22 protein-coding genes and 1 pseudogene are annotated in these 21,077 nt (G+C 62.9%); 14 read left to right on the forward strand and 9 right to left on the reverse strand.

Annotated elements, in window-relative coordinates; all coding sequences use genetic code 11:
- The first annotated feature begins 1 nt into the window (after position 1).
- The 5 genes from RPF88_RS00485 to RPF88_RS00505 all read left to right on the forward strand — a co-directional run bounded on the left by RPF88_RS00485 (position 2) and on the right by RPF88_RS00505 (position 4,176).
- Entirely contained in the window at positions 2-238 is a 237-nt protein-coding gene (locus RPF88_RS00485) for a type II toxin-antitoxin system Phd/YefM family antitoxin (RefSeq protein WP_024504156.1), read from the forward strand.
- A 439-nt stretch (positions 239-677) separates the two neighbouring features.
- Complete coding sequence (locus RPF88_RS00490; protein WP_024504155.1) at positions 678-1,310, forward strand: LysE family translocator; 633 nt, start codon at positions 678-680, stop codon at positions 1,308-1,310.
- Positions 1,311-1,450: 140 nt separating this feature from the next.
- Positions 1,451-2,944: a D-glycero-beta-D-manno-heptose-7-phosphate kinase gene (gene rfaE1, locus RPF88_RS00495; protein ID WP_337123833.1), complete on the forward strand. Its 1,494-nt coding sequence runs from the start codon at positions 1,451-1,453 to the stop codon at positions 2,942-2,944.
- 7 nt (positions 2,945-2,951) lie between these two features.
- On the forward strand, positions 2,952-3,524 hold the full coding sequence (locus tag RPF88_RS00500) for a D-sedoheptulose-7-phosphate isomerase (protein ID WP_337121387.1): 573 nt from the start codon (positions 2,952-2,954) through the stop codon (positions 3,522-3,524).
- Entirely contained in the window at positions 3,517-4,176 is a 660-nt protein-coding gene (locus RPF88_RS00505; RefSeq protein ID WP_337121389.1) for an HAD family hydrolase, read from the forward strand. Before RPF88_RS00500 ends, RPF88_RS00505 begins: the two co-directional genes overlap by 8 nt.
- A 4-nt stretch (positions 4,177-4,180) precedes the next feature.
- On the opposite strand, the gene RPF88_RS00510 is transcribed toward RPF88_RS00505, so the two are convergent.
- Positions 4,181-4,975: a glycosyltransferase family 2 protein gene (locus RPF88_RS00510; protein WP_027162109.1), complete on the reverse strand. Its 795-nt coding sequence runs from the start codon at positions 4,973-4,975 to the stop codon at positions 4,181-4,183.
- A 252-nt stretch (positions 4,976-5,227) separates the two neighbouring features.
- Positions 5,228-5,707, reverse strand: coding sequence for an Lrp/AsnC family transcriptional regulator (locus RPF88_RS00515; RefSeq protein ID WP_023809735.1), 480 nt, complete (start codon positions 5,705-5,707; stop codon positions 5,228-5,230).
- Positions 5,708-5,955: 248 nt separating this feature from the next.
- Here RPF88_RS00515 and trxB point away from each other — a divergent pair, with 248 nt between their 5' ends.
- Entirely contained in the window at positions 5,956-6,930 is a 975-nt protein-coding gene (gene trxB / locus RPF88_RS00520) for a thioredoxin-disulfide reductase (RefSeq protein WP_013530078.1), read from the forward strand.
- Positions 6,931-7,009: 79 nt separating this feature from the next.
- On the forward strand, positions 7,010-7,906 hold the full coding sequence (locus tag RPF88_RS00525) for a LysR family transcriptional regulator (protein ID WP_013530079.1): 897 nt from the start codon (positions 7,010-7,012) through the stop codon (positions 7,904-7,906).
- A 66-nt stretch (positions 7,907-7,972) separates the two neighbouring features.
- On the opposite strand, the gene RPF88_RS00530 is transcribed toward RPF88_RS00525, so the two are convergent.
- Both RPF88_RS00530 and RPF88_RS00535 read right to left on the reverse strand, forming a co-directional pair.
- On the reverse strand, positions 7,973-8,470 hold the full coding sequence (locus RPF88_RS00530; protein WP_013530080.1) for a methyltransferase family protein: 498 nt from the start codon (positions 8,468-8,470) through the stop codon (positions 7,973-7,975).
- A 722-nt stretch (positions 8,471-9,192) separates the two neighbouring features.
- Positions 9,193-11,244 (reverse strand): elongation factor G, encoded by a 2,052-nt coding sequence (locus tag RPF88_RS00535; protein WP_337121395.1) that lies wholly within the window; start codon positions 11,242-11,244, stop codon positions 9,193-9,195.
- 310 nt (positions 11,245-11,554) lie between these two features.
- Here RPF88_RS00535 and RPF88_RS00540 point away from each other — a divergent pair, with 310 nt between their 5' ends.
- Together RPF88_RS00540 and RPF88_RS00545 are read left to right on the forward strand one after the other, a co-directional pair.
- Complete coding sequence (locus RPF88_RS00540) at positions 11,555-11,950, forward strand: (R)-mandelonitrile lyase (RefSeq protein WP_024504148.1); 396 nt, start codon at positions 11,555-11,557, stop codon at positions 11,948-11,950.
- Positions 11,951-12,098: 148 nt separating this feature from the next.
- Positions 12,099-13,616, forward strand: a complete 1,518-nt coding sequence (locus RPF88_RS00545) for an MFS transporter (RefSeq protein WP_337121397.1) — start codon at positions 12,099-12,101, stop codon at positions 13,614-13,616.
- A gap of 60 nt (positions 13,617-13,676) precedes the next feature.
- On the opposite strand, the gene RPF88_RS00550 is transcribed toward RPF88_RS00545, so the two are convergent.
- The gene (locus RPF88_RS00550) at positions 13,677-14,879 is read right to left on the reverse strand and encodes a pyridoxal phosphate-dependent aminotransferase (protein ID WP_027162106.1); all 1,203 of its coding nucleotides are present in this window, start codon (positions 14,877-14,879) and stop codon (positions 13,677-13,679) included.
- A 207-nt stretch (positions 14,880-15,086) separates the two neighbouring features.
- Between RPF88_RS00550 and RPF88_RS00555 the strand changes: the two genes are divergently transcribed.
- The 3 genes from RPF88_RS00555 to RPF88_RS00565 all read left to right on the forward strand — a co-directional run bounded on the left by RPF88_RS00555 (position 15,087) and on the right by RPF88_RS00565 (position 17,546).
- Positions 15,087-15,980, forward strand: a complete 894-nt coding sequence (locus RPF88_RS00555) for an EAL domain-containing protein (protein WP_013530085.1) — start codon at positions 15,087-15,089, stop codon at positions 15,978-15,980.
- Positions 15,977-16,825 carry an EAL domain-containing protein gene (locus RPF88_RS00560; RefSeq protein WP_063172901.1) on the forward strand — a complete coding sequence of 283 codons (849 nt, stop codon included), beginning with the start codon at positions 15,977-15,979 and terminating at the stop codon, positions 16,823-16,825. Before RPF88_RS00555 ends, RPF88_RS00560 begins: the two co-directional genes overlap by 4 nt.
- Before the next feature lie 112 nt (positions 16,826-16,937).
- The gene (locus RPF88_RS00565) at positions 16,938-17,546 is read left to right on the forward strand and encodes a glutathione S-transferase family protein (RefSeq protein ID WP_013530087.1); all 609 of its coding nucleotides are present in this window, start codon (positions 16,938-16,940) and stop codon (positions 17,544-17,546) included.
- A gap of 22 nt (positions 17,547-17,568) precedes the next feature.
- On the opposite strand, the pseudogene RPF88_RS00570 reads toward RPF88_RS00565, so the two are convergent.
- The 3 genes and pseudogenes from RPF88_RS00570 to RPF88_RS00580 all read right to left on the reverse strand — a co-directional run bounded on the left by RPF88_RS00570 (position 17,569) and on the right by RPF88_RS00580 (position 18,503).
- Positions 17,569-17,822 (reverse strand): annotated as a pseudogene (locus tag RPF88_RS00570) (type II toxin-antitoxin system RelE family toxin).
- A complete protein-coding gene (locus RPF88_RS00575; protein ID WP_337121402.1) occupies positions 17,819-18,019 on the reverse strand; it encodes a hypothetical protein in 201 nt (66 codons plus the stop codon). Before RPF88_RS00575 ends, RPF88_RS00570 begins: the two are co-directional and overlap by 4 nt.
- A gap of 271 nt (positions 18,020-18,290) precedes the next feature.
- On the reverse strand, positions 18,291-18,503 hold the full coding sequence (locus RPF88_RS00580; RefSeq protein ID WP_010910991.1) for a cold-shock protein: 213 nt from the start codon (positions 18,501-18,503) through the stop codon (positions 18,291-18,293).
- A 274-nt stretch (positions 18,504-18,777) separates the two neighbouring features.
- Between RPF88_RS00580 and RPF88_RS00585 the strand changes: the two genes are divergently transcribed.
- Positions 18,778-19,107, forward strand: coding sequence for a hypothetical protein (locus tag RPF88_RS00585; RefSeq protein ID WP_024504142.1), 330 nt, complete (start codon positions 18,778-18,780; stop codon positions 19,105-19,107).
- 26 nt (positions 19,108-19,133) lie between these two features.
- Here RPF88_RS00585 and RPF88_RS00590 read toward each other — a convergent pair whose 3' ends face one another.
- Complete coding sequence (locus tag RPF88_RS00590; RefSeq protein WP_024504141.1) at positions 19,134-20,024, reverse strand: LysR family transcriptional regulator; 891 nt, start codon at positions 20,022-20,024, stop codon at positions 19,134-19,136.
- A 149-nt stretch (positions 20,025-20,173) separates the two neighbouring features.
- Here RPF88_RS00590 and RPF88_RS00595 point away from each other — a divergent pair, with 149 nt between their 5' ends.
- Positions 20,174-21,076 (forward strand): MBL fold metallo-hydrolase, encoded by a 903-nt coding sequence (locus tag RPF88_RS00595; RefSeq protein ID WP_224621791.1) that lies wholly within the window; start codon positions 20,174-20,176, stop codon positions 21,074-21,076.
- Position 21,077 lies beyond the last annotated feature (1 nt).

Genomic DNA, 21,077 nt, shown 5'->3' on the forward strand with positions numbered 1-21,077 from the left:
CATGAAAAACTATCCGTCGACCGATCTGAAACAGAATCTTGGAGATGTGCTTGCAGCTGCCAGCCAGCAGCCGGTCTCCATCACTCGCCACAACAAGCCGAGATACGTCCTGATGAGCATCGAGGCCTACGAAGCGCGCTTCGGCAACGACAGCCGCCGCGTCTACGCTGCGAAGGACGCCCCGACCGAACATGTCGAGATGCTCGAGGAGTACGCCGCGGAATTGGACCGTGATTAAACCCGCTGCTGCGGACGTCTGGCGATATCCATATCTTTGGCATCGCCAACACGGAGACGGCGAGACCGAAGGCCGGAAGTCACGGCCTGTGGCCTTTGTGGCTGTCCTTCCTGGGAAAGCCGGGGGTACCAACCTCTTCATACTTGCAATCACTTCCACACAGCCGGGCCGTGATCGCGTTGCCGTCAGCATCCCGGAAATTGAACGCCACCGTGCGGGCCTCGATCCTATGCCCCTTTGGGTCATGGTCGACGAGTACAATCATGATATCCTGGAAGCGTCGGCCTATTTCGAGCCGGGTGCCGAATTGGCGCGTTCAGCCCGTCATTTCACAAGAAAATTATGTTCGCTTTTACTGCGGTTGTCCGCACGGGTCAGTCCAAAGCAATCCCGCGCGGACTGAATCGACAGGGCAGAGCACGATCGTGAGGGACCAAAAATGCCATCGACCGAACTGCTCATCGCGTTTTTCGCCACCACGGCGATCTTCGCCTACATTCCAGGCCCGGCCATGCTCTATGCCGCCGCGCAGACGATGGCGCGCGGCCGCTGGTCCGGCCTGACGGCGGCGCTGGGCATTCATCTGGGCGGCTACGTGCATGTTTTCGCCGCGGCCGCCGGGCTGTCGGTGCTGTTTCATGCCGTGCCGACGCTCTACCTGGCGGTCAAGCTGGTCGGTGCGCTCTATCTGATCTGGCTTGGCATCTCGCTGTTTCGCAAGCGCGCGGACGGCGATGCGGCGCTGCCCGCGATCGAGCGCAAATCGGCGCGGCGCGCCTTTTTCGAGAGCATCACCGTCGAGGTGCTCAATCCGAAGACAGCGATCTTCTTCATGGCGTTCCTGCCGCAATTCATCGACGCCTCGGCGGCGTTTCCGGTCTGGCTGCAGTTCGTCGTGCTCGGCACGATAGTCAATCTGATGTTCTCCTCGGCCGATATCGTCTGCGTGTTCCTGGCGGGTGCCGTGATCGGCCGCCTGCGGCGTTCGAGCCGCGCCCAGCGGCTGATGCAGCGGGCGGGAGGGGCGGTGCTGGTCGGGCTGGGCGTCCATGTTGCCCTGCAGAAGAGCTGACGCATCGGACAGTCGCGGGTCATGTCCTGACGTTGCGCTGCGTGGATTTGCGGTATATCGGCAGGCATGAACGATCCGGCCCGTAAATTGACAATTTTCATCACGATTGAGATTTGCCTTACCCTCGCGTTGCCAGTGACATGATCAAGCACAATCCGCCTTCTCCAGAACCATTGCACCGCGCCATTGCGCGGTTCGGCCAGGCCACCGTGCTGGTGGTCGGCGACTTCATCCTCGATCGTTTCGTCAACGGCGTCATCGAGCGGATCTCGCCGGAAGCGCCGATCCCGGTGCTGCATGGGCGCGGCGAGACCTCGACCATGGGCGGCGCCGGCAATGTCGTGGCCAACATCGTTTCGCTCGGCGCTGCCGCTGTCCCCGTTTCCGTAATCGGCGCCGATCTGGCGGGCGACAGTCTGGTGCGGATGCTGCGGGAACTTGGCGCCGATACGGCGGGCCTCGCGCAGGAGCGTGGTCGCATGACATCGTGCAAAAGCCGCTTCAGCGCGCTCAACCAGCAGGTGCTGCGTTTCGATGAAGAGGAGATCAAGCCGCTCGGCGCCGCGGAGCGAGCCGGCCTGATCCGGCATTTTCGCGCCGCGCTGGCGCACGCCGACATCGTCATCCTGTCCGATTACGGAAAAGGCATCCTGCTCGATGGCGTCGCCAGCGACTTGATCGCCATCTGCCGCGAGGCTGGAAAGCCGGTGCTGGTCGACCCGAAGGGCCGCGATTACGGGCGCTATGCCGGGGCGACCGCCATCACCCCCAACCGCAAGGAACTCGGCGAGGCCGTCGGCCATGCGGTGTTCGCCGATGACGAGATCGTGGCTGCCGCGCGCCAGCTGATTTCGGCACATGGTTTCGATTTCGTCGTTGCGACGCGCAGCGAAAAGGGCATGAGCGTGGTCGGCCCCGACGAGGCGCGCCACATCGCCACCCAGGCGCGCGAAGTGTTCGACGTTTCGGGCGCCGGCGATACGGTGATCGCGAGCTTCGCGCTGGCGCTGGCCGTAGGCGCCGATACGGTCATGGCCGCTTCGATCGCCAATGCCGCTGGTGGCGTCGTTGTGGGAAAACGCGGCACAGCGCGGCTGACGGTCGAGGAACTCACCGGTGCGCTGTTCCGTTCACATGGGCCGACCGCCCACAAGGACGCCATCCTCGACGCCACATCGGCCGCCCGCATGGTGGCGGCGTGGAAGGAAGAGGGCCTGAGCGTCGGCTTCACCAATGGTTGCTTCGACATCCTGCATGCCGGCCATGTCAGCTTGCTGCACGCGGCGCGAAGCCAGTGCGACCGGCTGGTGCTCGGCCTCAACAGCGATGCCTCGGTGCGGCGCCTGAAGGGCGCCGGCCGGCCGGTCAACGACCAGCACGACCGCGCCTGCGTGCTGGCAGCACTCGCCTCGGTCGACGCGGTCGTGGTGTTCGAGGAAGATACGCCGCTGGCGCTGATCGAAGCACTGCTGCCCGACATACTGGTCAAGGGCGCCGATTACACGGTCGATACCGTGGTCGGCGCCGATGTGGTGCAGAAGGCCGGCGGACGCGTCGTGCTGGTCGATCTCGTCGCTGGAAAAAGCACCACCAACACCATTGGCAAATTGCGCGCCGGCGGCACCACAAACTGAGGGTTTCATGTCCGACTTGAACGATTACCTTGTCCGCTCGGCGGCTGCCATATCAGCCATGGTCGAACGGGACCTGACCGGTGAGATGGAGTGGGCGGCGAGCGCGGTGGTGACGGCGCTTTCGTCGGGGAAGGCCTTGCTCATCGCCGGCAATGGCGGCTCGGCCAGCGACGCCATCCACATTGCCGGCGAACTGGTCGGCCGCTTTCTCAAGGAGCGCAAGGCCTACAATGTCATCGCGCTGCCGGCCAATGCGGCGGTGCTGACCGCCTGGGGCAACGACTATGGCTTCGACACGGTGTTTTCGCGCCAGGTCGAGGCACATGGCGCGGCCGGCGGCGTGCTTCTGGCAATCTCGACCAGCGGCAATTCGCCGAGCATCCTCGCCGCCGCCGAACAGGCACGGAGGATGGACATGACGGTGATCGGCATGACCGGCGATACCGGCGGCAAGCTGAAGCCTCTGTCCGATATCCTGCTCAACGTTCCGTCGACCTCGACGCCGATCATCCAGCAGGGGCATCTGTGCCTTTATCATCATCTGTGCGAGGTGGTCGAAGCGCGCCTCAGCAATGGCTGATCCCACGACCTCTGGCCGCTATCCGCTGGCTGAGCCGGGCCTGTGGGTCGAGCAGGTCGGCTCAAAGGTGTTCGCCGCCGGCTCGCCGGCGCTGTTCCTCGATCGCGACGGCACCATCAATATCGATACGGGCTATCCGGATGATCCTGCCGAAATGGTGCTGCGCGCGGATATAGCCGCGGTGATAGCCGCCGCCAACGGGGCCGGCATTCCCGTCATCGTCGTCACCAACCAGTCCGGCATCGCGCGCGGCTATTTCGGCTGGAGCGATTTCGCCGCCGTCAATGGCCGCGTGCTCGAACTGCTACGCGCCGACAATGCGTTCGTCGACATGGTCCTTGCCTGCGCCTATCACGAGGCGGGCTCCGGCCCGCTCGCGGCCGCAGATCATCCGATGCGCAAGCCCAATCCGGGCATGCTGCTGGAGGCGGCCAGGCGCCTCGGGCTCGATCTGCGGCGTTCGCTGGTCGTCGGCGACAAGGAGGCCGACATGGAGGCGGGACAACGCGCCGGCCTCTCGCAGGGCTGGCTGGTGGACGGGCAGGCGGCTGTCCGACGGGGCTTCACAATTCGGCCTTGGTGCGACCGCGCGGACTTCGACGGCCTGCTCGCCGCAATAGCTGCACTTGGGGCCGCCTCGGGCGCGCCCTAACGGTTTATACCCGATCGTTGTCCCGCCAGGCTTCATAGAGCTTGGCCTCGGTGGCGAACGAATACACCATCACCAGCATCGAATAGACGAACCCGTGCCGGCCGCACAGGAAGTAGCGCTTGGCCAGGTAAAACTTCAGGAAGTTGCCAAGCGGCGACAGCACCAGTCTTATCAGGCCAGGCTTCTTGGCTCGTTCGACCAGCGTGGCGACCTTGAGGCTGGAGTAGGTGTTGGCTCTCGCCAGATCCTCGGCAATAGTCATTTCGCGGCGATGCAGCAGCACGCCATTTTCTATGGTGCCGGTTTCGCCCGGCACCTCGAACGACTCATGGACCCGCAGATTGAGGTCCATGGTCGCCTTGTCGCGCCGGAAAAGACGCAGCAGCCTGTTGTGAAGCACCCAGCGGTGCGCATAACCATAACCCTTCAGCTTGTCGCGGCGCCTGATGTACCATCCGTCGAAAGCATCATTCCCAAGCTGCGTCACACTCGTGATCGACTGCCTGAGAACGTCATCGATGGCCTCGTCGGCTTCAATCGAAAGGCACCACGGTTGGGTGGCCTGATCGAGCGCGAATTGCCGCTGACGAGGAAAGCCCGGCCAATCATTGTGAAACAGCCTTATCGGGTAGCCCTTGGCGATGAACGCATTGACGACGTCCAGAGTGCTGTCCGTCGAGCCTGAATCGACGACGATGATCTCGGCGCAGAAGTCGACGCTCTCCAGGCATTCGCCGATCATGTCGGCCTCGTTCATACAGATGACCAGCGCCGAAACCGGGCTAGAAAATCGAGTCATCGTCCCACCCCACGGCACACTGTTCTCGGAATTGGGCTGCCCTGCGCCACCTGTATTATGCAATCCCGAAAGCGCTATGCGCTTTTCCCAGGAAAACCGTTACACACTTTTTCTGGAATTGCTCTAGGAAACCAGCAAGGCGGCTACGGCAGGACATCCGGCTTCACAGAAGTGCCTATCGAACGCCAAAGCGGCGCTGATATGGCGAGGCGTTCAAGCCGCATCGGCGAAAGCCGGTTGCGGTTCACCGGCTCAAGGCTGTGCGAACGAGACCAAGCCTTCGTCCTTGACCCGGCGGATGGTGAGCGCTGTGCGCACCGTGTCGACATTCGGGGTCGAGGTCAGTTCCTCGATGACGAAGGTCTGGAAGGCGCCGAGGTCGCTCGCCACGCAATGCAGGAGGAAATCGGATTCGCCCGACACCATCCAGGCGTCGCGTACGATCGGCCAGCCGCGGGTGCGCTCGGCAAAGATGCGCAGCTCGGCATCGGCTTGATGATGCAGGCCGACCAGGCAGAAGGCAACGACATCAAGGCCGAGCGCTGGTGCGTTGAGCAGAGCGCGGTAGCCACGGATGATGCCGGCTTCCTCCAGGCGCTTGACGCGGCGCAGGCATGGCGGTGCCGAAATGCCGACGCGGTTCGACAGTTCGACATTGGTCATGCGGCCGTCGCCCTGCAATTCGCGCAGGATCTTCCAGTCGATGGCGTCGAGGTCGGCCTTGAGCGGCATGAGGGCTCTCGATCATGAGGGGCAACACGCAAGAATCTTGCGTGATTTTGTAATTAAACGACTTCGCTGTCCATTCCATCCTTCGCCGGAATATTTCGCGGGATCCGCGGGCGACAGGGTGTGACAAAGCTTTCCGGGGACGAACTCCAACTTGCCTTGCTGGCGTCGTGGGCAACACTTACATTACGCGCGACAATGATCGAGTTTTCCATGCCGCAATTGCCGGCAGCCCTCCGCAGAGGCTTTAGATGACCACCAAGCACGCGCCCGTTCTCATCATCGGTTCCGGCCCGGCCGGCTATACGGCGGCGGTCTACGCCGCCCGCGCCATGCTGAAGCCGATGCTGGTCGCCGGCCTGCAGCAGGGCGGGCAGTTGATGATCACCACCGATGTCGAGAACTATCCCGGCTTCGCCGACCCGATCCAGGGTCCGTGGCTGATGGAGCAGATGCTGAAACAGGCCGAGCATGTCGGCACCGACATCATCAACGACATCATCACCGAGGTCGACCTCAACGTGCGACCGTTCCGTGCCAAGGGCGATTCCGGCACCACCTACACCGCCGACGCGCTGATCATCGCGACCGGCGCGCAAGCGAAATGGCTGGGCATCCCGACCGAGCAGGACTTTATGGGTTTTGGAGTCTCGGCCTGCGCCACCTGTGACGGCTTCTTCTACCGGGGCAAGGATGTCGCGGTGATCGGCGGCGGCAATTCGGCGGTGGAAGAGGCGCTCTATCTGTCCAATCTCGCCAAGAGCGTGACGGTCATCCACAGGCGCAGCGATTTTCGCGCCGAACGTATCCTGCGCGAGCGGCTTCTGAAGAAGGACAATGTCCGCGTCATCTGGGACACGATCGTCGACGAGATCACCGGTCGGCCCGGCAAGACGCCGCTGCCGCCCTCGGTCGAAGGGCTGAAGCTCAAGCATGCGGTGACCGGCGAGGTGTCGCACCTCAAGATCGACGGCGTGTTCGTGGCCATCGGCCATGCGCCGGCGGTTGAACTGTTCGCCGGCAAGCTCAAGCAGAAGCCGAACGGCTATCTGTGGACGGCGCCGGATTCGACCCGCACCGATGTGCCGGGCGTGTTCGCGGCCGGCGATGTGACCGACGATATCTACCGCCAGGCGGTGACAGCAGCGGGGCTTGGCTGCATGGCCGCACTCGAGGCGGAGAAGTATCTGGCCGGCATCGAAGTGCATCGCGAAGCGGCCGAGTAGAGAGTTCAGAGAGCGGCTTAGAAACGCCGTGTAAAAGCCTGATTTTTCATTCAGACGCCAAAACAGAACGAGGGGAATCATGGCGTTGGACTGGGACAAGCTACGCGTGTTTCACGCTGCGGCGGAGGCGGGGTCGTTTACCCATGCGGCCGAGACATTGCATCTGTCACAATCGGCGATCTCGCGGCAGGTCAGCGCGCTCGAGCATGATGTCGGCGTGCCGCTGTTCAACCGCCACGCCCGCGGGCTGGTGTTGACCGAGCAGGGTGAGATGCTGTTTCGCACGGCGCATGACGTGCTGATGAAGCTGGAGACCATCAAGTCCCGGCTGACCGAGACCAAGGATCGCCCGTCGGGCGTGCTGCGGGTAACGACGACGGTGGGGCTGGGCGCCGGCTGGCTAACCGAGCGGGTGCAGGAATTCATCGAACTCTATCCTGAAATCAGCCTGCAGTTGATCCTCGCCAACGAGGAGCTCGATCTCACCATGCGCCAGGCCGATTGCGCCATTCGGCTGCGCCAGCCGCAGCAGCCGGACCTGATCCAGCGCCGCCTGTTCACCGTGCATTTCCACCTCTACGCGGCCCCATCCTATGTCGCCAAGCATGGCAGGCCGTCTTCCGTCGCCGAGCTGAAGGCCCATCGCATCGTCACCTTCGGCGTGCCGGTGCCGTCGCATCTGTCGGAGCTGAACTGGCTGGAAACGGTCGGTGATTTCGAAGGCGGGCAAAGGGTGCCGACGCTGCAGATCAACGACATATTGTCGATCAAGCGGGCGGTGCAGGGCGGTGCCGGTATCGCCATGCTGCCCGACTATGTGATCAGCAAGGACTCCGACCTCGTGCAGCTGCTGCCGGAGACCGAGGTGCCGTCTTTCGACACCTATTTTGCTTATCCGGACGCGATGAAGAACCAGGCCAAGCTGCACGTGTTCCGGGACTTTATCATCGCCAAGGCGAGAAGCTGGTCATTCTAAGGACATGTCGATTGCCTGGCCCGACCTGAGCCTCAACATGCCCTGAGACGGCGCTGCCGGTTTCACCTACCCCCGCCAGGGCGACAGTCGAGGCAGCCAGCCGGGCACGTTGCGGCGGTAGGCGTCGTATTCGGCGCCGTACCGGTGAGCCAAAGTCGGCTCCTCGTAGAACCGCACGAAAGAGCCCATGGCGATCGCGCCGATGACCGCATAAGCGGCCAGCGTCCAGCTCGAGAACAGCAATGCCTGGCCGAGGATGATCGACAGCACGGCGACATACATCGGGTTGCGGACATGACGGTAGATGCCGCCGATCACCAGCCTCTCGGTTGGCGCGACCGGAGCGGGCGTGCCGAGGCCCTCAAGCGCGAATCGACCGAAGGCATGCAGCAGTGCTGCGATCGCGACGGCGATCAGAAGCCCGCCGGCAGGAACAAAGCCCGGCAGACCAGACCACGGCAAGCCCCAGCGATCGGTCAACAGCCAGGGCACCAGCCCGGCAACCACGCAGGGCGCCGCGATGAAGAAGGCCGCACTGCCGGCGATCGCCGAAAACGTCCGCATTGGCTGCTTCCTCCCCGATTGCCTTAGAAATGCACGCCTGCTGCCTGCTTCCACATCATTGCCCGGTTTTGGCATTTTGAGCCGAAAGCCAGCCGAGATCGGCGATTCTGTAGTTGCAATTGCCCGATTCGGCGGCCCATTTCGACGATTCTGCTGGTCCTATTGGCTTCTGGAATGGGTTAGACCACAGCCTGCGTCTTTTTGCATGCGTGTGTTGCAAAATAGATGCTTGTTTCTTGGGCATGATGAGCACATATATAGATCATCTCCTGGGCGCGTTCTCCTCCCATTAGCGCCCTCGAGTGTTCCCCTCTGGAGGTTAGCCTTAACAGGCACTCCAATCAAACTCAGCCGGATCTTCATTGATCCGGCTTTTTTGTTGCCTGTGCTCTGCTGGGCCGGCAAAAAATTCCATCACAATTGCCACGTAACGGTGACATGTAACCTCTGGTAACATAGCCCGGACGCCCGCGACCTGCTATGTGGATCATAGGACGCGGTGTGGTTCGGACGGGAGATGGGGGCATCACTCGTACGGCCCGGGCTCAGGCGGCTACCGCGTCCGAACCGTTTTTTCCGCCGAACTCGGCGGCACCAAATGCGGCGGACCTGCCGTTTTACCTCCCAAGGAAACGGTCCGCGAACAAAACGACGTCCGGTCCCCGCCGGACGTCGTTTTCTTTTGTCCCCCTCGAATCAGGTTCGAGAGGAACGCCACGCCATCAGGCAGCCTTGCCGTTGGTGTTCATCGCCTCGTCGGCCAGACGGCCGGTGAGTTCGGCCATGTGGTCGAAGACGGCACGGTAGCTGGCGACGCCCGCGGTCGCCGAGCGCAGCTCGATGATCAGGTCGCCGATCTCGGCTTGCGGCATGGTTGCCTCGACGACATCCCATCCTGGCCAGCCAGGCCGCGCGTCGTAGCCGAGTATCTGGCCGCGCCGTTGCGGGATGAGAGCGATGATCTTCGAGGTGGCGTCGGAGGGTGTGACGATCTCGACCTTCATCACAGGCTCCAGGAGCACCGGCAAGCACGCGGCCATGCCTTCCTTCATTGCCAGCCTGGCCGCCATCTGGAAGGCCATGTCGGAGGAATCGACCGCATGGTAGGAGCCGTCCGACAGGTTGACTGCGACATCCACGACCGGAAAGCCCAGCGGCCCGGATTTCAGATAGTCGCGCACCCCGGTCTCGACCGACTGGATGTAGGTCTTGGGCACGACGCCGCCGGTGATGGTGTCGGTGAACTGGAAGCCGGAGCCGCGCGGCAGCGGCTTGATCTCGATCACCACGTCACCGAACTGGCCATGTCCGCCGGACTGTTTCTTGTGACGGCCGCGCTGTTGCGCCGATTTGCGGATCGTCTCGCGATAGGGCACCGCCGGCGGATGGCCTTCGACCGGTATCTGGTTCTTGCCTTCCAGCCGCTCGCGCACCACGCGCAGATGCATCTCGCCATGGCCCGACAGCACGGTTTCAGCCGAGTCCTGGTTGTGGCGCAGGCTGAGCGAGGGGTCCTCCTCGGCCAGCCGCTGGATGGCAGCCGACATCTTCACTTCGTCCTTGCGCTCCTTGGGGCGGAGCGCGAAGGCGAAGACCGGCTGCGGCGGCTCGAACTGGACGAGCGGCTTGATGCCGCCCTTGGCCGAACTCAACGTCTGGCCGGTCTTGACCTCGTCCAGCTTGCCCAGCGCGACCGTATCGCCGGCCTTGGCGATGGAGAGCTTGGACTGGTCCTTGCCGAGCATCCGGTAGATGCCGGAAACCTTGGCCGTGTCGCCGCCGGGCAGCCAGAGTTCGGAACCGTCGACGACCTGGCCGGAGAGGATGCGCGACACCGACAGCTTGCCGCCATGCGAGGTGTGGATGGTCTTCATCACCTGGACCAGGGTAGCCGCGCCGTCGGGTGCACCGAGCCGCTTGCGGGTCGCCTCGATGTCGGGCGCGTCGTGGCGGATCGCCTTCAGGAGACGCAGCACGCCGTTGCCTTTCTCGGCGGTGCCGATCAGCACCGGGGTCACCGCGCCGTCGCGCAGGTCGGCGGCGAGATCGTCGAAGATCGCGTCCTTTGGCGGTTCGATCTCCTCGAGCAGCTGTTCCATCAACTGGTCATCATGGTCGGCCAGCGTCTCCAGCATCGAGAAACGCGCTTCGAGCTCGCGCGCCTTCTCGTCGCCGGGAATCTGCGCCACCTCGCTTTCGGCATATTCGCGATAGATGTAGGCGCGCTCCAGCGCCAGGTCGATCGAACCAATGACGACGCCGTCCTTGCGCAGCGGAATCTGGCGCAGTAGCAATGGCACGCCACTGGCCGGCTGCAGCATCTTCAGCGTGTCTCGCACGCCGGTGATTGCCTTGTCGACCTTGTTGAGAAACAGGATGCGCGGCACGCCAAGATCGTCGAGCTTGCGCATGATCAGTTGCAGGGCAGGGATCTTCTTTTCATCGGCCTCGGCCACGACCACTGCGAGGTCGCAGGCGGCCAGCACCGGTTCGGCTTCGAAAGAGAATTCGATGGAGCCGGGACAGTCGACGAAGGTGATCTGCTCGCCCATGAATTCGGTGGTGGCGATCGTCGCCTCGACGCTCATGGCGTGGGCGCGCGCCTCGGGCGAATGATCTGAAACGGTGTTGCCTGATGAAACGGGATTTTGTCGGGGAATTGAGCCCGTACGGGCCAATATGGCTTCGAGAAGTGTCGTCTTACCGCTTGCGAAGGGACCGACTATGGCAATGCATTTCGGTCCCGTGCGTCGTCCTCCGGCGCGAGTACCCATGACTGACCTCCACTCAGGCGTTTCCCGCAGGACCGACTGGCATGCATGGTTCAGGCGTGGTCAATCGGTCCTGAGCGGCGGCCGGCCTGTTCGACCGTCGCGGGCGGGGTTCTTTTCAAGTCCACCTGCCCAAAGCCATCGTCCCACTTGTTTGCCGGCAGGGCAAGGAAAATAGAAATCCTTTGCTCGGCCGTGGACCCGTGCTGGCCATATAGGGGGCTGGCAGCCGGAAGCTGTTGCACGTCGGCCGATATCGGCGGAAACTGAAGCAGGCGACCCGTCGCCCGCTGTTTTGAAGGACCATCGACCCATGAAGATCATTGCCTGCGGCAGCGTGCCGACCGTCATCGCGCCGGAAAAATACTTCACCGGCCGGGTGCTGCAGACGCCGATCATCGAGAAAGAGGCGCCGGCGCGGCTACGAGCCACGCTGGTCAGCTTCGAGCCGGGCGCGCGCACCCACTGGCATACGCATCCGCTTGGCCAGACGCTCTACGTGACGGTGGGCGCCGGGCTTGCCCAGACGTGGGGCGGCCCGATCCAGCAGATCAGGGCCGGCGACGTCATCTCGTTCGCGCCTGGCGAAAAACACTGGCATGGCGCGGCGCCGAAATCGGCGATGACGCATATCGCCATGCAGGAGGCGCTCGACGATGTCCATGCCGACTGGCTGGAAGCGGTGACATCGGAACAATATGACGGCTGAATGCTCAGTCCGCAGGAACCCGGCTTCTATTCCAGCCGCAACATTTTCAGAAGAGGGCGACTCGCGGCGACGCCGGATCGACAGCGCCATGCCGCCCGTTCAACTGACCGTCGGTCAGTAATTTGCGAAACTCACGTCCGGACTAGCCATGACAAAGCACCGTTTGCCCCTGGTCGCCGCTGTCTATCTTGGTTCGTTCGTGGCTCTGCTCGACGTCAGCATCGTCAATGTCGCGCTGCCGACCATCCAGCAGGCGTTGCAAACCGATTTCGGCGGCCTGCAATGGGTGGTCGACGCCTACACGCTGTGCCTGTCGGCCTTCATGCTGTCGTCCGGCCTGATCGGCGACCGCTATGGCCGCAAGCGCTCATGGCTGGCCGGCGTCGGCATCTTCGTGGCCGGCTCGCTGATCTGCGCCGTCGCGCCCAATTTGCCGGTGCTGCTGGCCGGCCGGGTCGTACAGGGCATCGCCGGCTCGCTGCTCATTCCAGGCGCGCTGTCAATCCTGACGCAAGCCTTTCCCGATGCGCGCCAGCGCGCCGGCGTCATTGGCGGCTGGGCGTCGTTCGCCGCCATCTCTCTGCTCGTTGGTCCCGTCCTCGGTGGCATCCTGGTCGAGACCGTCGGCTGGCAAAGCATCTTCCTTATCAACCTGCCGCTTGGTCTGATCACGATCGCGCTCGGTGCTGCTTCGATCAACGAGACGGCGCATCCCGAACATGCCCATCTCGATCTCGTCGGCCTGGCTCTCAGCATCCTGTGGCTGGGGGCGCTGACCTTTGGCCTGATCTCGGCCGGCGAGAATGGTTGGGGCGAGCCAAGGACGGTCACGGCGCTCATCGCAGGTGTCGTCGGCCTGGGTGCTTTCCTCGGCTTCGAGGCGCGCACGGCACGGCCGATGCTGCCGCTTGGCCTGTTCCGTGACGTCCGCTTTGCCGTCGCCAATGTCGCTTCGTTCGCGCTCGGCTTCACCTCCTATTCCAGCGTCTTCTTCTTCTCGATGTTCCTGCAGCAGGTGCAGGGCTGGTCGCCGACGCAGACCGGCCTGCGCATGGCGCCGGCCTTCATCGTCCAGATCGTGGTGTCGCCGTGGATCGGCAGGCTGAGCGCGCGCTATGGTCACTCCGCGCTGATGACCATCGGCTATGTTGCTATCGGCCTGTCCATGCTCGGCATGTGCTGGGCCGGTCCTTCGACGTCCTACGCGATGCTGTGCCTTCTGTTCGCCATCGGCGGCCTCGGCAATGCGCTTGCAATCCCGACCGGCAGCGCTGCCGCCATGTCCTATGCGCCGCGCGAACGCTCGGGCATGGTGTCGGCGGTCATCAATGCCACCCGCCAGAGCGGTCTTGCCATCGGCATCGCCTTGCTCGGCGCCTTGATGAGCATGCGGGCAACCAACCTTTTGACCGGGTATCTCGGCGATGCCGGTGTCGCCAACGCGGAAGCGGTCGCCCGTGCTGCAATTTCGCGGCATGATTTCGCAACCGATGCGGCGATGGGCGAAAGCGGCGTGCATGAACTCTATGCTGCCGCCTATGCCGGCGGCTTCCATGCCGCCATGCTGACGGCAGCGATAGGCGCGTTCCTCACCGCCGCACTGCTGGTTGCCGTGCTGGCGCCGGCCGAGGCGCGCTCGGCCAAAGAGACCAAGCACGAGGCGTGAGGCTGACGGCCCATTGAAAACCCGGCAGTGAAGCCGGGTTCTGCGTCCAAAGTGCGCCGCTCAGGTCAGCGAAGCCGTAAAGCGCTGGATGCGCGTGCAGGCTTCCTCCAGAAGCGTCTCCGAGGTGGCGTAGGAGATGCGGAAGTTGGGGCCGAGGCCGAAGGCCGAGCCGAACACCACCGCGACGCCCTCGGCTTCGAGCAATTCCGAGCAGAAGGTTTCGTCGGTGTCGATCGGCTTGCCGGCCTTGGTTTTCTTGCCGATCAACTGGGCGCAGGAGGGATAGACATAGAAGGCCCCTTCCGGCGACGGACAGGTGATGCCGCGCGCCTGGTTGAGCATCGAGACGACGAGGTCGCGACGGCCTTGAAAGATCGCCTTGTTTTTGGCGATGAAATCCTGCGGGCCATTCAGCGCCTCGACGGATGCCCATTGCGCGATGGTGCAGGCACCCGATGTCTGCTGGCCCTGGATCATGTCCATCGCCTTGATCAGTTGGACCGGGCCCGCCGCATAACCGATGCGCCAGCCGGTCATTGCATAGGCTTTCGACACGCCGTTCATGGTCAGCGTGCGCTCGTAGAGCTTAGGCTCGACCTCGGCGATGGTCCTGAAGACGAAATCGCCATAGGTCAGGTGCTCGTACATGTCGTCGGTCAGCGTCCAGACATGCGGATGCTTCAACAGCACGTCGGCCAGCGCGCGCAGTTCGGCCTCGGTATAGGCGGCACCCGACGGGTTCGACGGCGAGTTCATCAGCAGCCATTTGGTCTTCGGCGTGATCGCCTTTTCCAGCACGGAAGCGGTCAGTTTGAAGCCGTTGTCGATCGAGGTGTCGGCAAACACGGAGGTGCCGCCGCAGATCGCCACCATCTCGGGGTAGCTGACCCAGTAGGGGCGAGGAATGATGACCTCGTCGCCGGGGTTCAGCGTCGCCATGAAGGCGTTGAACAGGATCTGCTTGCCGCCCGTACCGACGATGGTCTGCTCGGGCTTGTAGTCGAGATTGTTCTCGCGCTTGAACTTTTTTGCGATCGCCTCGCGCAGCGGCACGATGCCCGAAACCGGCGGATACTTGGTTTCGCCGCGGCGGATCGCCTCGATTGCCGCATTCTTGATGTTGTCGGGCGTGTCGAAATCCGGCTCGCCGGCGCCGAGGCCAATAATGTCACGGCCGGCATTTTTCAGCTCGCGCGCTTTCTGCGTGACCGCGATGGTGGCGGAAGGCTTCACGCGCGAAAGGGTGTCGGCAAGAAAGGCCATGAGCTTGACGTCTCCATGGAAGATCGGCGCGGCCAGGAGCGACCGCGGCGCTTCTCATGTCGCATGATTTCGCGCAACGCAAGCATTGTCGGCTGATCCAGGTCTCAAGGAGCTGTGATCGGACCCGGGGTCGGCAACAATAAATTCATTAACGAGCGGTAGAGGCTTGAGTGGCAGGATCGCAGACCAATTGCGGAGCGAGGAACCGTGTCGCGCAGCGTCGGGCTTGCCCACATCATCCGTCAGGACGACGGCACCTCCACCGGTGTCTGGGGCATCTACACGTTGCAAAGCGCTTTCCAGCCGATCTTCGCCTTCAAGGAAGGCAAGCTGTCGGTGGTCGCGTTCGAAGGGCTGATCCGACCGTTCCGCGACGGCGAGCCACAATCGCCGATGAATTTCTTCTCGACCTGTCCGGCCGCCGACCGGCTGCATATCGAGGCGCTGACCAGGACGCTGCATCTTCTCAACGCCGGTGCCTGCCTGCCGCGGGAAGCGTCGATCTTTGTCAATTTCGACCCGTCGGTGTTCACCGAACGCACTGTTGCCGACGCTGCCTTGCGCGAAATGCGGCTTGTGCTGCACGAAGCCGGCATCGACCCGCGCCGCGTCGTCTGCGAGGTGACCGAGCAGCGATCGGCGTCGCAGGAAGCCTTGCACGGTTTCGTCGCGGCACTGAGAGCCAACGGTTTTCGCATCGCCGTCGACGACTATGGCGCCGACGATTCCGACATCAACCGGGTCAAGGAGTTGAAGCCGGATATCGTCAAGTTCGATGCCTACTGGATCACGCAGCTGATGGAGTCCGGCGCCGGCTTCGCGTTGCTGACCACCATGGTGAAGAACTTCGAGGAGCAAGGCATCCATACGGTGTTCGAAGGCATCGAGGAGGGCTGGCAACTGGAGCTCGCCGAGAAATCGGGTGCGTCGATGGTGCAGGGTTTCGTGCTGGCGCGACCCGAATTGGCGCCGACCAGCTTTGGCGTCTTCGACAAGGCCGGGCAGGCGCCTGTCGCTGCTGCCGTCGACACGTCTGCTGCTGCCGTGGCAACGCCTTCGGCGCGGCCGGTCAAGGCCTTCGGGCGCCGCGTGGCGACATGAGAGGTGATCGGCGGCGCAATGTCGGCGATGCGATCCGGGTCGACGAAGTCGGCATCGAATACGGCATGTATGGCGAGTTCCGGCTGCGCAGCGCCTATCAGCCGATTTTCGCGCCGCGCGGCCGGTTCCTTCACGCGGTCGCGGCCGAAGCCCTGATCGAGCCGCACCGTGCGGGCCGCCCCGGCGCGCCAAAGATATTCTTCGAAAGCGTTGCCGTCTCGGACCGGCTGTTTGTGGAAACCATGTGCCGGGCGCTGCATCTCAGGAATTTTCGCAATATCGGCGTCGACGGGCTCGACCTGTTCTTCAACTACAATCCGTTGATCAACGACCATGCCGGGCGGGCACTGGCCGAGATTCGCCTGATGACCAGGCATCTCGGCGAGTTCGGCCTGGCGCCGGCCATGCTGGTCTGCGAAATCACCGAACAGGCGGCGGACGACGCGCTTCTCGCGCGGCTGGTGCGCGAAATGCGGCGCGACGGCATCCGCATCGCCATCGATGATTTCGGCACCGGGCACTCGACCGAGGAGCGGGTGAGCCTGCTCAAGCCCGACATCGTCAAGATCGATGGCACCTGGTTCGCGGAGTTCTGTCGCCACGCTGCCGCTGAACGGTTCTTCCGCCCGCTGGTTTCCAGCTTGCATGACCGCGGCGCCAAGGTGCTGGTCGAAGGCATCGAGCAGCCCACCCATCTGCGCGTCGCGCTCGAGGGCGGCGTCGACCTGCTGCAGGGTTTTCTCCTCGCCCGCCCAGCCTTGGCGGGGACCGTTTTCGAGGAAGAGCCACTCAACATCGACACGCTGCTGGGTACCGGCGGCAATGTCGTCCCGCTGTTCGGCTAGGGGCGCCACTATTCACACATCAGCGGCGCTGATCGTCGCGACAAAACAAATCATTGGTTGAGTCCGCCGCCGCTGCGATAATCGCGAGGAGAGAGTGCTCGGGGGAACAGCCATGATACTTTACGGCATGATCGACAGCGGCAATTGTTACAAGCCGCGCCTGCTGATGGCGAAGCTTGGCCTGGCCTTCACCAACGTCGAGGTGAGTTCGCACACCGGCGACACACGCAAAGCCGACTTTGTCGCCAAGAACCCGAACGCCATGGTGCCGCTGCTCGAGTTCGACGATGGCCGGCGGCTGGCCGAATCCAACGCCATCCTGCTCTATCTCGCCGAAGGCACACGCTTCCTGCCGGCGGACAGGTATGAGCGTGGGCTCGCGTATCAATGGCTGTTCTTCGAACAATACAGCCACGAGCCCTACATCGCCGTGCGCAAGGCGCTGCTGACCTTTCCCGAACGTGCTGGGGATGCGACCCCGGAGCGGCTGGCGGTGACGCTGGAGCGCGGCAACAAGGCGCTCGGCGTGATGAACAGGCATCTGGAAAACAATGCCTTCTTCGCCGGCAGCGCGCTCAGCGTCGCCGACATCGCGCTCTATGCCTATACGCATACGGCGGAGCAGGGCGGTTTCCAGCTCGACGCCTATCCGGCGGTGTCGGCATGGCTTGGCCGAGTGGAAGCGGATCCGGGGCATGTGCCGATCGAGTGGGTGGGGTAGCCTTCTCCTCCTGAAGGAGGGGCTATTTCAACAAATGGTCGTAGTCGGCGTGGGTGCCGACCCAGAACCAGATCACATCTTCATTGTTGCGTATGGCAACAGCCCGATAGTTTTCGTCAACTCGCGCCGACCAATAGCGACCGACCTGTTTGAAATGCAGTGAGGGATGAAAAGGATCGAACGCAGTCGGGCAAAACGCCTGTCCGCCTTTGCTCTGATTGACGATGGCAGTTTTTCATAAGCCTCCCAGAACGGTGGAGAGGCGACGTGGTTCACAGAGGCCGCGTCCGACCAGCGCGATGGTCAGCCAGCGCCTGTTCGGCAAGCCTGTTCAAACGGCCCGCCTTCGCGTCGGCTTCCATCTGCCGGTCCCACATATCCGCCTGGAGCGCCTCGAACCAGGCGGCAAACGCCTTCAGTTCCTCGGGGCTCAGTTCGGCGACGGATTTTTCGATCTGCTCAAGTTTGGTCATGGCCGAATGGTACCACTACTGGGCTAAAAGTACCACAAGTTGGAACCATAGTGCAGGCTGCGCCACCTAACCCAGACAGCAAAAAAGGCGGGATAAATCCCGCCTTCCCATGCTTGGTAGCCTGATCGGGAGCGTCCGGTCCGGGCTGGCAGCTATCTGCTGATCCAGCTTGTCGGGTCTTTCCGCTCCAGCGCGCTTCTCGCGCGACTGTCAGTACATCCGTGACTTGCCGCGCGCCCCGAACTCTCGCCCGGCGCGCGCTATCGCAAAATCAGGCTGCCTTGCTCAGAGATCCAGCGGACGACTTGCCAGTGCGGCGGTCCTGCTCGATCTCGAAGTTGATCTTCTGGCCTTCGACCAGGGTCGACAGTCCAGCACGCTCGACAGCGGAGATGTGGACGAATACGTCCGCGCCGCCCGCGTCAGGCTGAATGAAGCCGAAGCCCTTGGTGGCGTTGAACCACTTGACCGTTCCAGTTGCCATTTAGATAGTCCTTCACATTTGCTTTAGATTGACCGGACCGAGGTCCAGCCGGTGTGCATCGAGATTTTGGAGATAGACGTCAGCAAACGCGATTATCGCGAGGCCCGGATCGATCGGCCGAAATATCAATGGAAGGCATATAGGCTGCTTTCGCACAAAAAACAAGACTGTGTGAGAAAGCCGTGATCAGGGCGCTGCCCAATGGCCGCCCCAAACGCGTGAGAGCGTCACGACGGATCGCGACGTCCCTGGGCGGCGGATCAGGGAGAGGACCATGAAAACCATTCTGCTTGCCGCCTGCCTGACGCTTGTCGCCGCTCAGGCTCAGGCGATCTCGCGCTACGACCCGACGCGTATGAGCTGCGGCAAGGTTCAGGCGACGATCGCCCGGCAGGGGGCGGTCATCCTGCGCTACCAGTCGAAGCGGGTGCCGGGACTGTCGCTCTACGACCGCTATGTGCAGAGCCAGCGATTCTGCAGCATGGGCGAGGTGAGGACACGAGCCTACGTGCCGAGCGCCGACACAAAGTCCTGCCCGGTCTACAACTGCAAGCGGCCGGACAACGACCGGCATTTCCGCCGGCGGTTCTTCCATAACAACTAGCGCTTGTCGACCGGCAGCCATTGCTCTCAATCCCGGATATGCTCCGTGAGCATGGATACGAATTGCGTCACCTTTTGCGGGCGAAAGCGCGCCGCCGGATAGACCACGTGAATGCCGCCGGAGGGCAGCGCCCAGTCGGGGAGCACGTGGACGAGGCGCCCCTGCGATAGATAGTCGACGACGAGATAGTCCGGCAGAACTGCCAGTCCGCCGCCGGCGAGCGTCGCTTCCAGTACGGCGGGCGTCGAGTTGATGGAGAACGCCTCGCGCAGGGTGATGGTGCGCGGCTCGGAATCGCCTCGGGTGAAGTTCCAGGTGAACGGCTTGCGAAGCACGGCATTGGCAACGAGCGGCAAGGAAGAAAGATCTTCCGGCTTGTCCACCCTGATCCCGGCCGCGAAATCCCGCGACGCGACCAGGATTTGCCGGAAGGTGCCGATGCGTCGCGCCTGCTGGCTGGAGTCATCCAGCCAGCCAACCCGGATGGACAGGTCGATCTTGTTGCCGATCAAGTCAATTATGGCATCGGAAATGACCAGTTCGACGCCGCAGGCCGGAAATCTCTGGCGAAAGCGGGCGGCGATCGGGGCCAGCACGATCGCGCCATAGTCATTGGACGCGGAAACACGCAGCACACCGGCCACCTCGGCGTTGGCCTCGCCGACCTCGGCGACCGCTTCTTCGACATCCCGCAGGATCAGAACGCAGCGTGCATGCAGAAGACGGCCTGCTTCCGTCGGCTCGACCCTTCGCGTTGTGCGCACGAGAAGCGTGGTCCGCAGCTCAGCCTCGAGGCGAGCGACTTGTTGGCTGACGACTGTTTTCGTGATGCCAAGCCGCTCGGCCGCGCGGGTAAAGGAACCTGCGTCGACCACGGTGGCAAAATAGGCGAGGCGATTGAGGTTTATCGATTCCACCACGAAGGCTCATTGTAAGCTTTCAACATACAGGTTGTATTATTACGGCCAATTTATTGATTAATCCAGAGGGCTTACCGTGCCGTCTACCGTCCGCCCTGCGGGCCCGTAGCCGCACCCGATCCCCTTTCATTCAACGGAGATATTCCATGTTCACGAGGAGACAGATCATGAAGACCTCATTGGCCCTCGGCGCAACCGCCGTTTTCGCGCCCATCGACAGCGGCCAGGCCGCCGGCGCTAAGCTTGGCTGGAAACACTTCCCGGCGGGTCCAAACGGTTTCTTCCGTGCGCCGGTGCTGCTGTCGGGGCCGAGCGAAGCCCTGTTGATCGACGGCGGCTTCACCTATCCGGACGGCAAGGCGCTCGCCGATGCCATCAAGGCCACCGGCAAGAAGCTGACCTCCATCTATGTCACTCAGTCCGATCCCGATTACTACTTCGGCCTGAAGCCGGTGCGGGACGCCTTCCCTGAGGCAAAAGTCATCGCTGCCTCCGCCACGCTGGAAGCCATCAAGGGCAATGTGGAGAAGAAGCTCGCCGTCTGGGGTCCGCAACTGAAGGAAAATGGTCCGCAGGCGCTTTCCGACATCGTCCTCCCCGAGGCATTCGACGGCGCAACGCTGACGGTCGATGGCGAGACTGTAGAGATCGTCAATGCGGAAGAAGGATTGGCCAACCGCCGCTATCTGTTCGTGCCGTCGCTCAATGCCGTTTTCGGCGGGGTGATGATCTTCTCGGGCGTTCACGTCTGGACCGCCGACACGCAGACCAGGGAAAGCCGTGCCGCCTGGATCAAGACGCTGGACGCGATTGCCGCCCGCAGGCCCGCTGTCGTGGTGCCCGGCCACATGGCCCCCGATGCCGCGATCGGTCCTTCGGCGGTGGAGTTCACCAAGTCCTATCTCCTCACCTTCGAGGAAGAACTGGACAAGGCGGCAGACAGCGCCGCGTTGAAGGCGGCCATGGAGACCCGCTTCCCCGGCCTCGGTATGGGCGTCGCCCTCGATGTCGGATCCAAGGTCGCCAAGGGCGAGATGAAGTGGGGCTGAC

Origin of the sequence: Mesorhizobium sp. ISC11, assembly GCF_037162595.1 — a bacterium.
GTDB classification, from domain to species: domain Bacteria; phylum Pseudomonadota; class Alphaproteobacteria; order Rhizobiales; family Rhizobiaceae; genus Mesorhizobium; species Mesorhizobium ciceri.

Coding starts and splice junctions, on each gene's coding strand:
- RPF88_RS00485 (WP_024504156.1), top strand. CDS start 2: ATGAAAAACTATCCGTCGACCGATCTGAAACAGAATCTTGGAGATGTG.
- RPF88_RS00490 (WP_024504155.1), top strand. CDS start 678: ATGCCATCGACCGAACTGCTCATCGCGTTTTTCGCCACCACGGCGATC.
- rfaE1 (WP_337123833.1), top strand. CDS start 1,451: ATGATCAAGCACAATCCGCCTTCTCCAGAACCATTGCACCGCGCCATT.
- RPF88_RS00500 (WP_337121387.1), top strand. CDS start 2,952: ATGTCCGACTTGAACGATTACCTTGTCCGCTCGGCGGCTGCCATATCA.
- RPF88_RS00505 (WP_337121389.1), top strand. CDS start 3,517: ATGGCTGATCCCACGACCTCTGGCCGCTATCCGCTGGCTGAGCCGGGC.
- RPF88_RS00510 (WP_027162109.1), bottom strand. CDS start 4,975: ATGACTCGATTTTCTAGCCCGGTTTCGGCGCTGGTCATCTGTATGAAC.
- RPF88_RS00515 (WP_023809735.1), bottom strand. CDS start 5,707: ATGCCGCTCAAGGCCGACCTCGACGCCATCGACTGGAAGATCCTGCGC.
- trxB (WP_013530078.1), top strand. CDS start 5,956: ATGACCACCAAGCACGCGCCCGTTCTCATCATCGGTTCCGGCCCGGCC.
- RPF88_RS00525 (WP_013530079.1), top strand. CDS start 7,010: ATGGCGTTGGACTGGGACAAGCTACGCGTGTTTCACGCTGCGGCGGAG.
- RPF88_RS00530 (WP_013530080.1), bottom strand. CDS start 8,470: ATGCGGACGTTTTCGGCGATCGCCGGCAGTGCGGCCTTCTTCATCGCG.
- RPF88_RS00535 (WP_337121395.1), bottom strand. CDS start 11,244: ATGGGTACTCGCGCCGGAGGACGACGCACGGGACCGAAATGCATTGCC.
- RPF88_RS00540 (WP_024504148.1), top strand. CDS start 11,555: ATGAAGATCATTGCCTGCGGCAGCGTGCCGACCGTCATCGCGCCGGAA.
- RPF88_RS00545 (WP_337121397.1), top strand. CDS start 12,099: ATGACAAAGCACCGTTTGCCCCTGGTCGCCGCTGTCTATCTTGGTTCG.
- RPF88_RS00550 (WP_027162106.1), bottom strand. CDS start 14,879: ATGGCCTTTCTTGCCGACACCCTTTCGCGCGTGAAGCCTTCCGCCACC.
- RPF88_RS00560 (WP_063172901.1), top strand. CDS start 15,977: ATGAGAGGTGATCGGCGGCGCAATGTCGGCGATGCGATCCGGGTCGAC.
- RPF88_RS00565 (WP_013530087.1), top strand. CDS start 16,938: ATGATACTTTACGGCATGATCGACAGCGGCAATTGTTACAAGCCGCGC.
- RPF88_RS00575 (WP_337121402.1), bottom strand. CDS start 18,019: ATGACCAAACTTGAGCAGATCGAAAAATCCGTCGCCGAACTGAGCCCC.
- RPF88_RS00580 (WP_010910991.1), bottom strand. CDS start 18,503: ATGGCAACTGGAACGGTCAAGTGGTTCAACGCCACCAAGGGCTTCGGC.
- RPF88_RS00585 (WP_024504142.1), top strand. CDS start 18,778: ATGAAAACCATTCTGCTTGCCGCCTGCCTGACGCTTGTCGCCGCTCAG.
- RPF88_RS00595 (WP_224621791.1), top strand. CDS start 20,174: ATGTTCACGAGGAGACAGATCATGAAGACCTCATTGGCCCTCGGCGCA.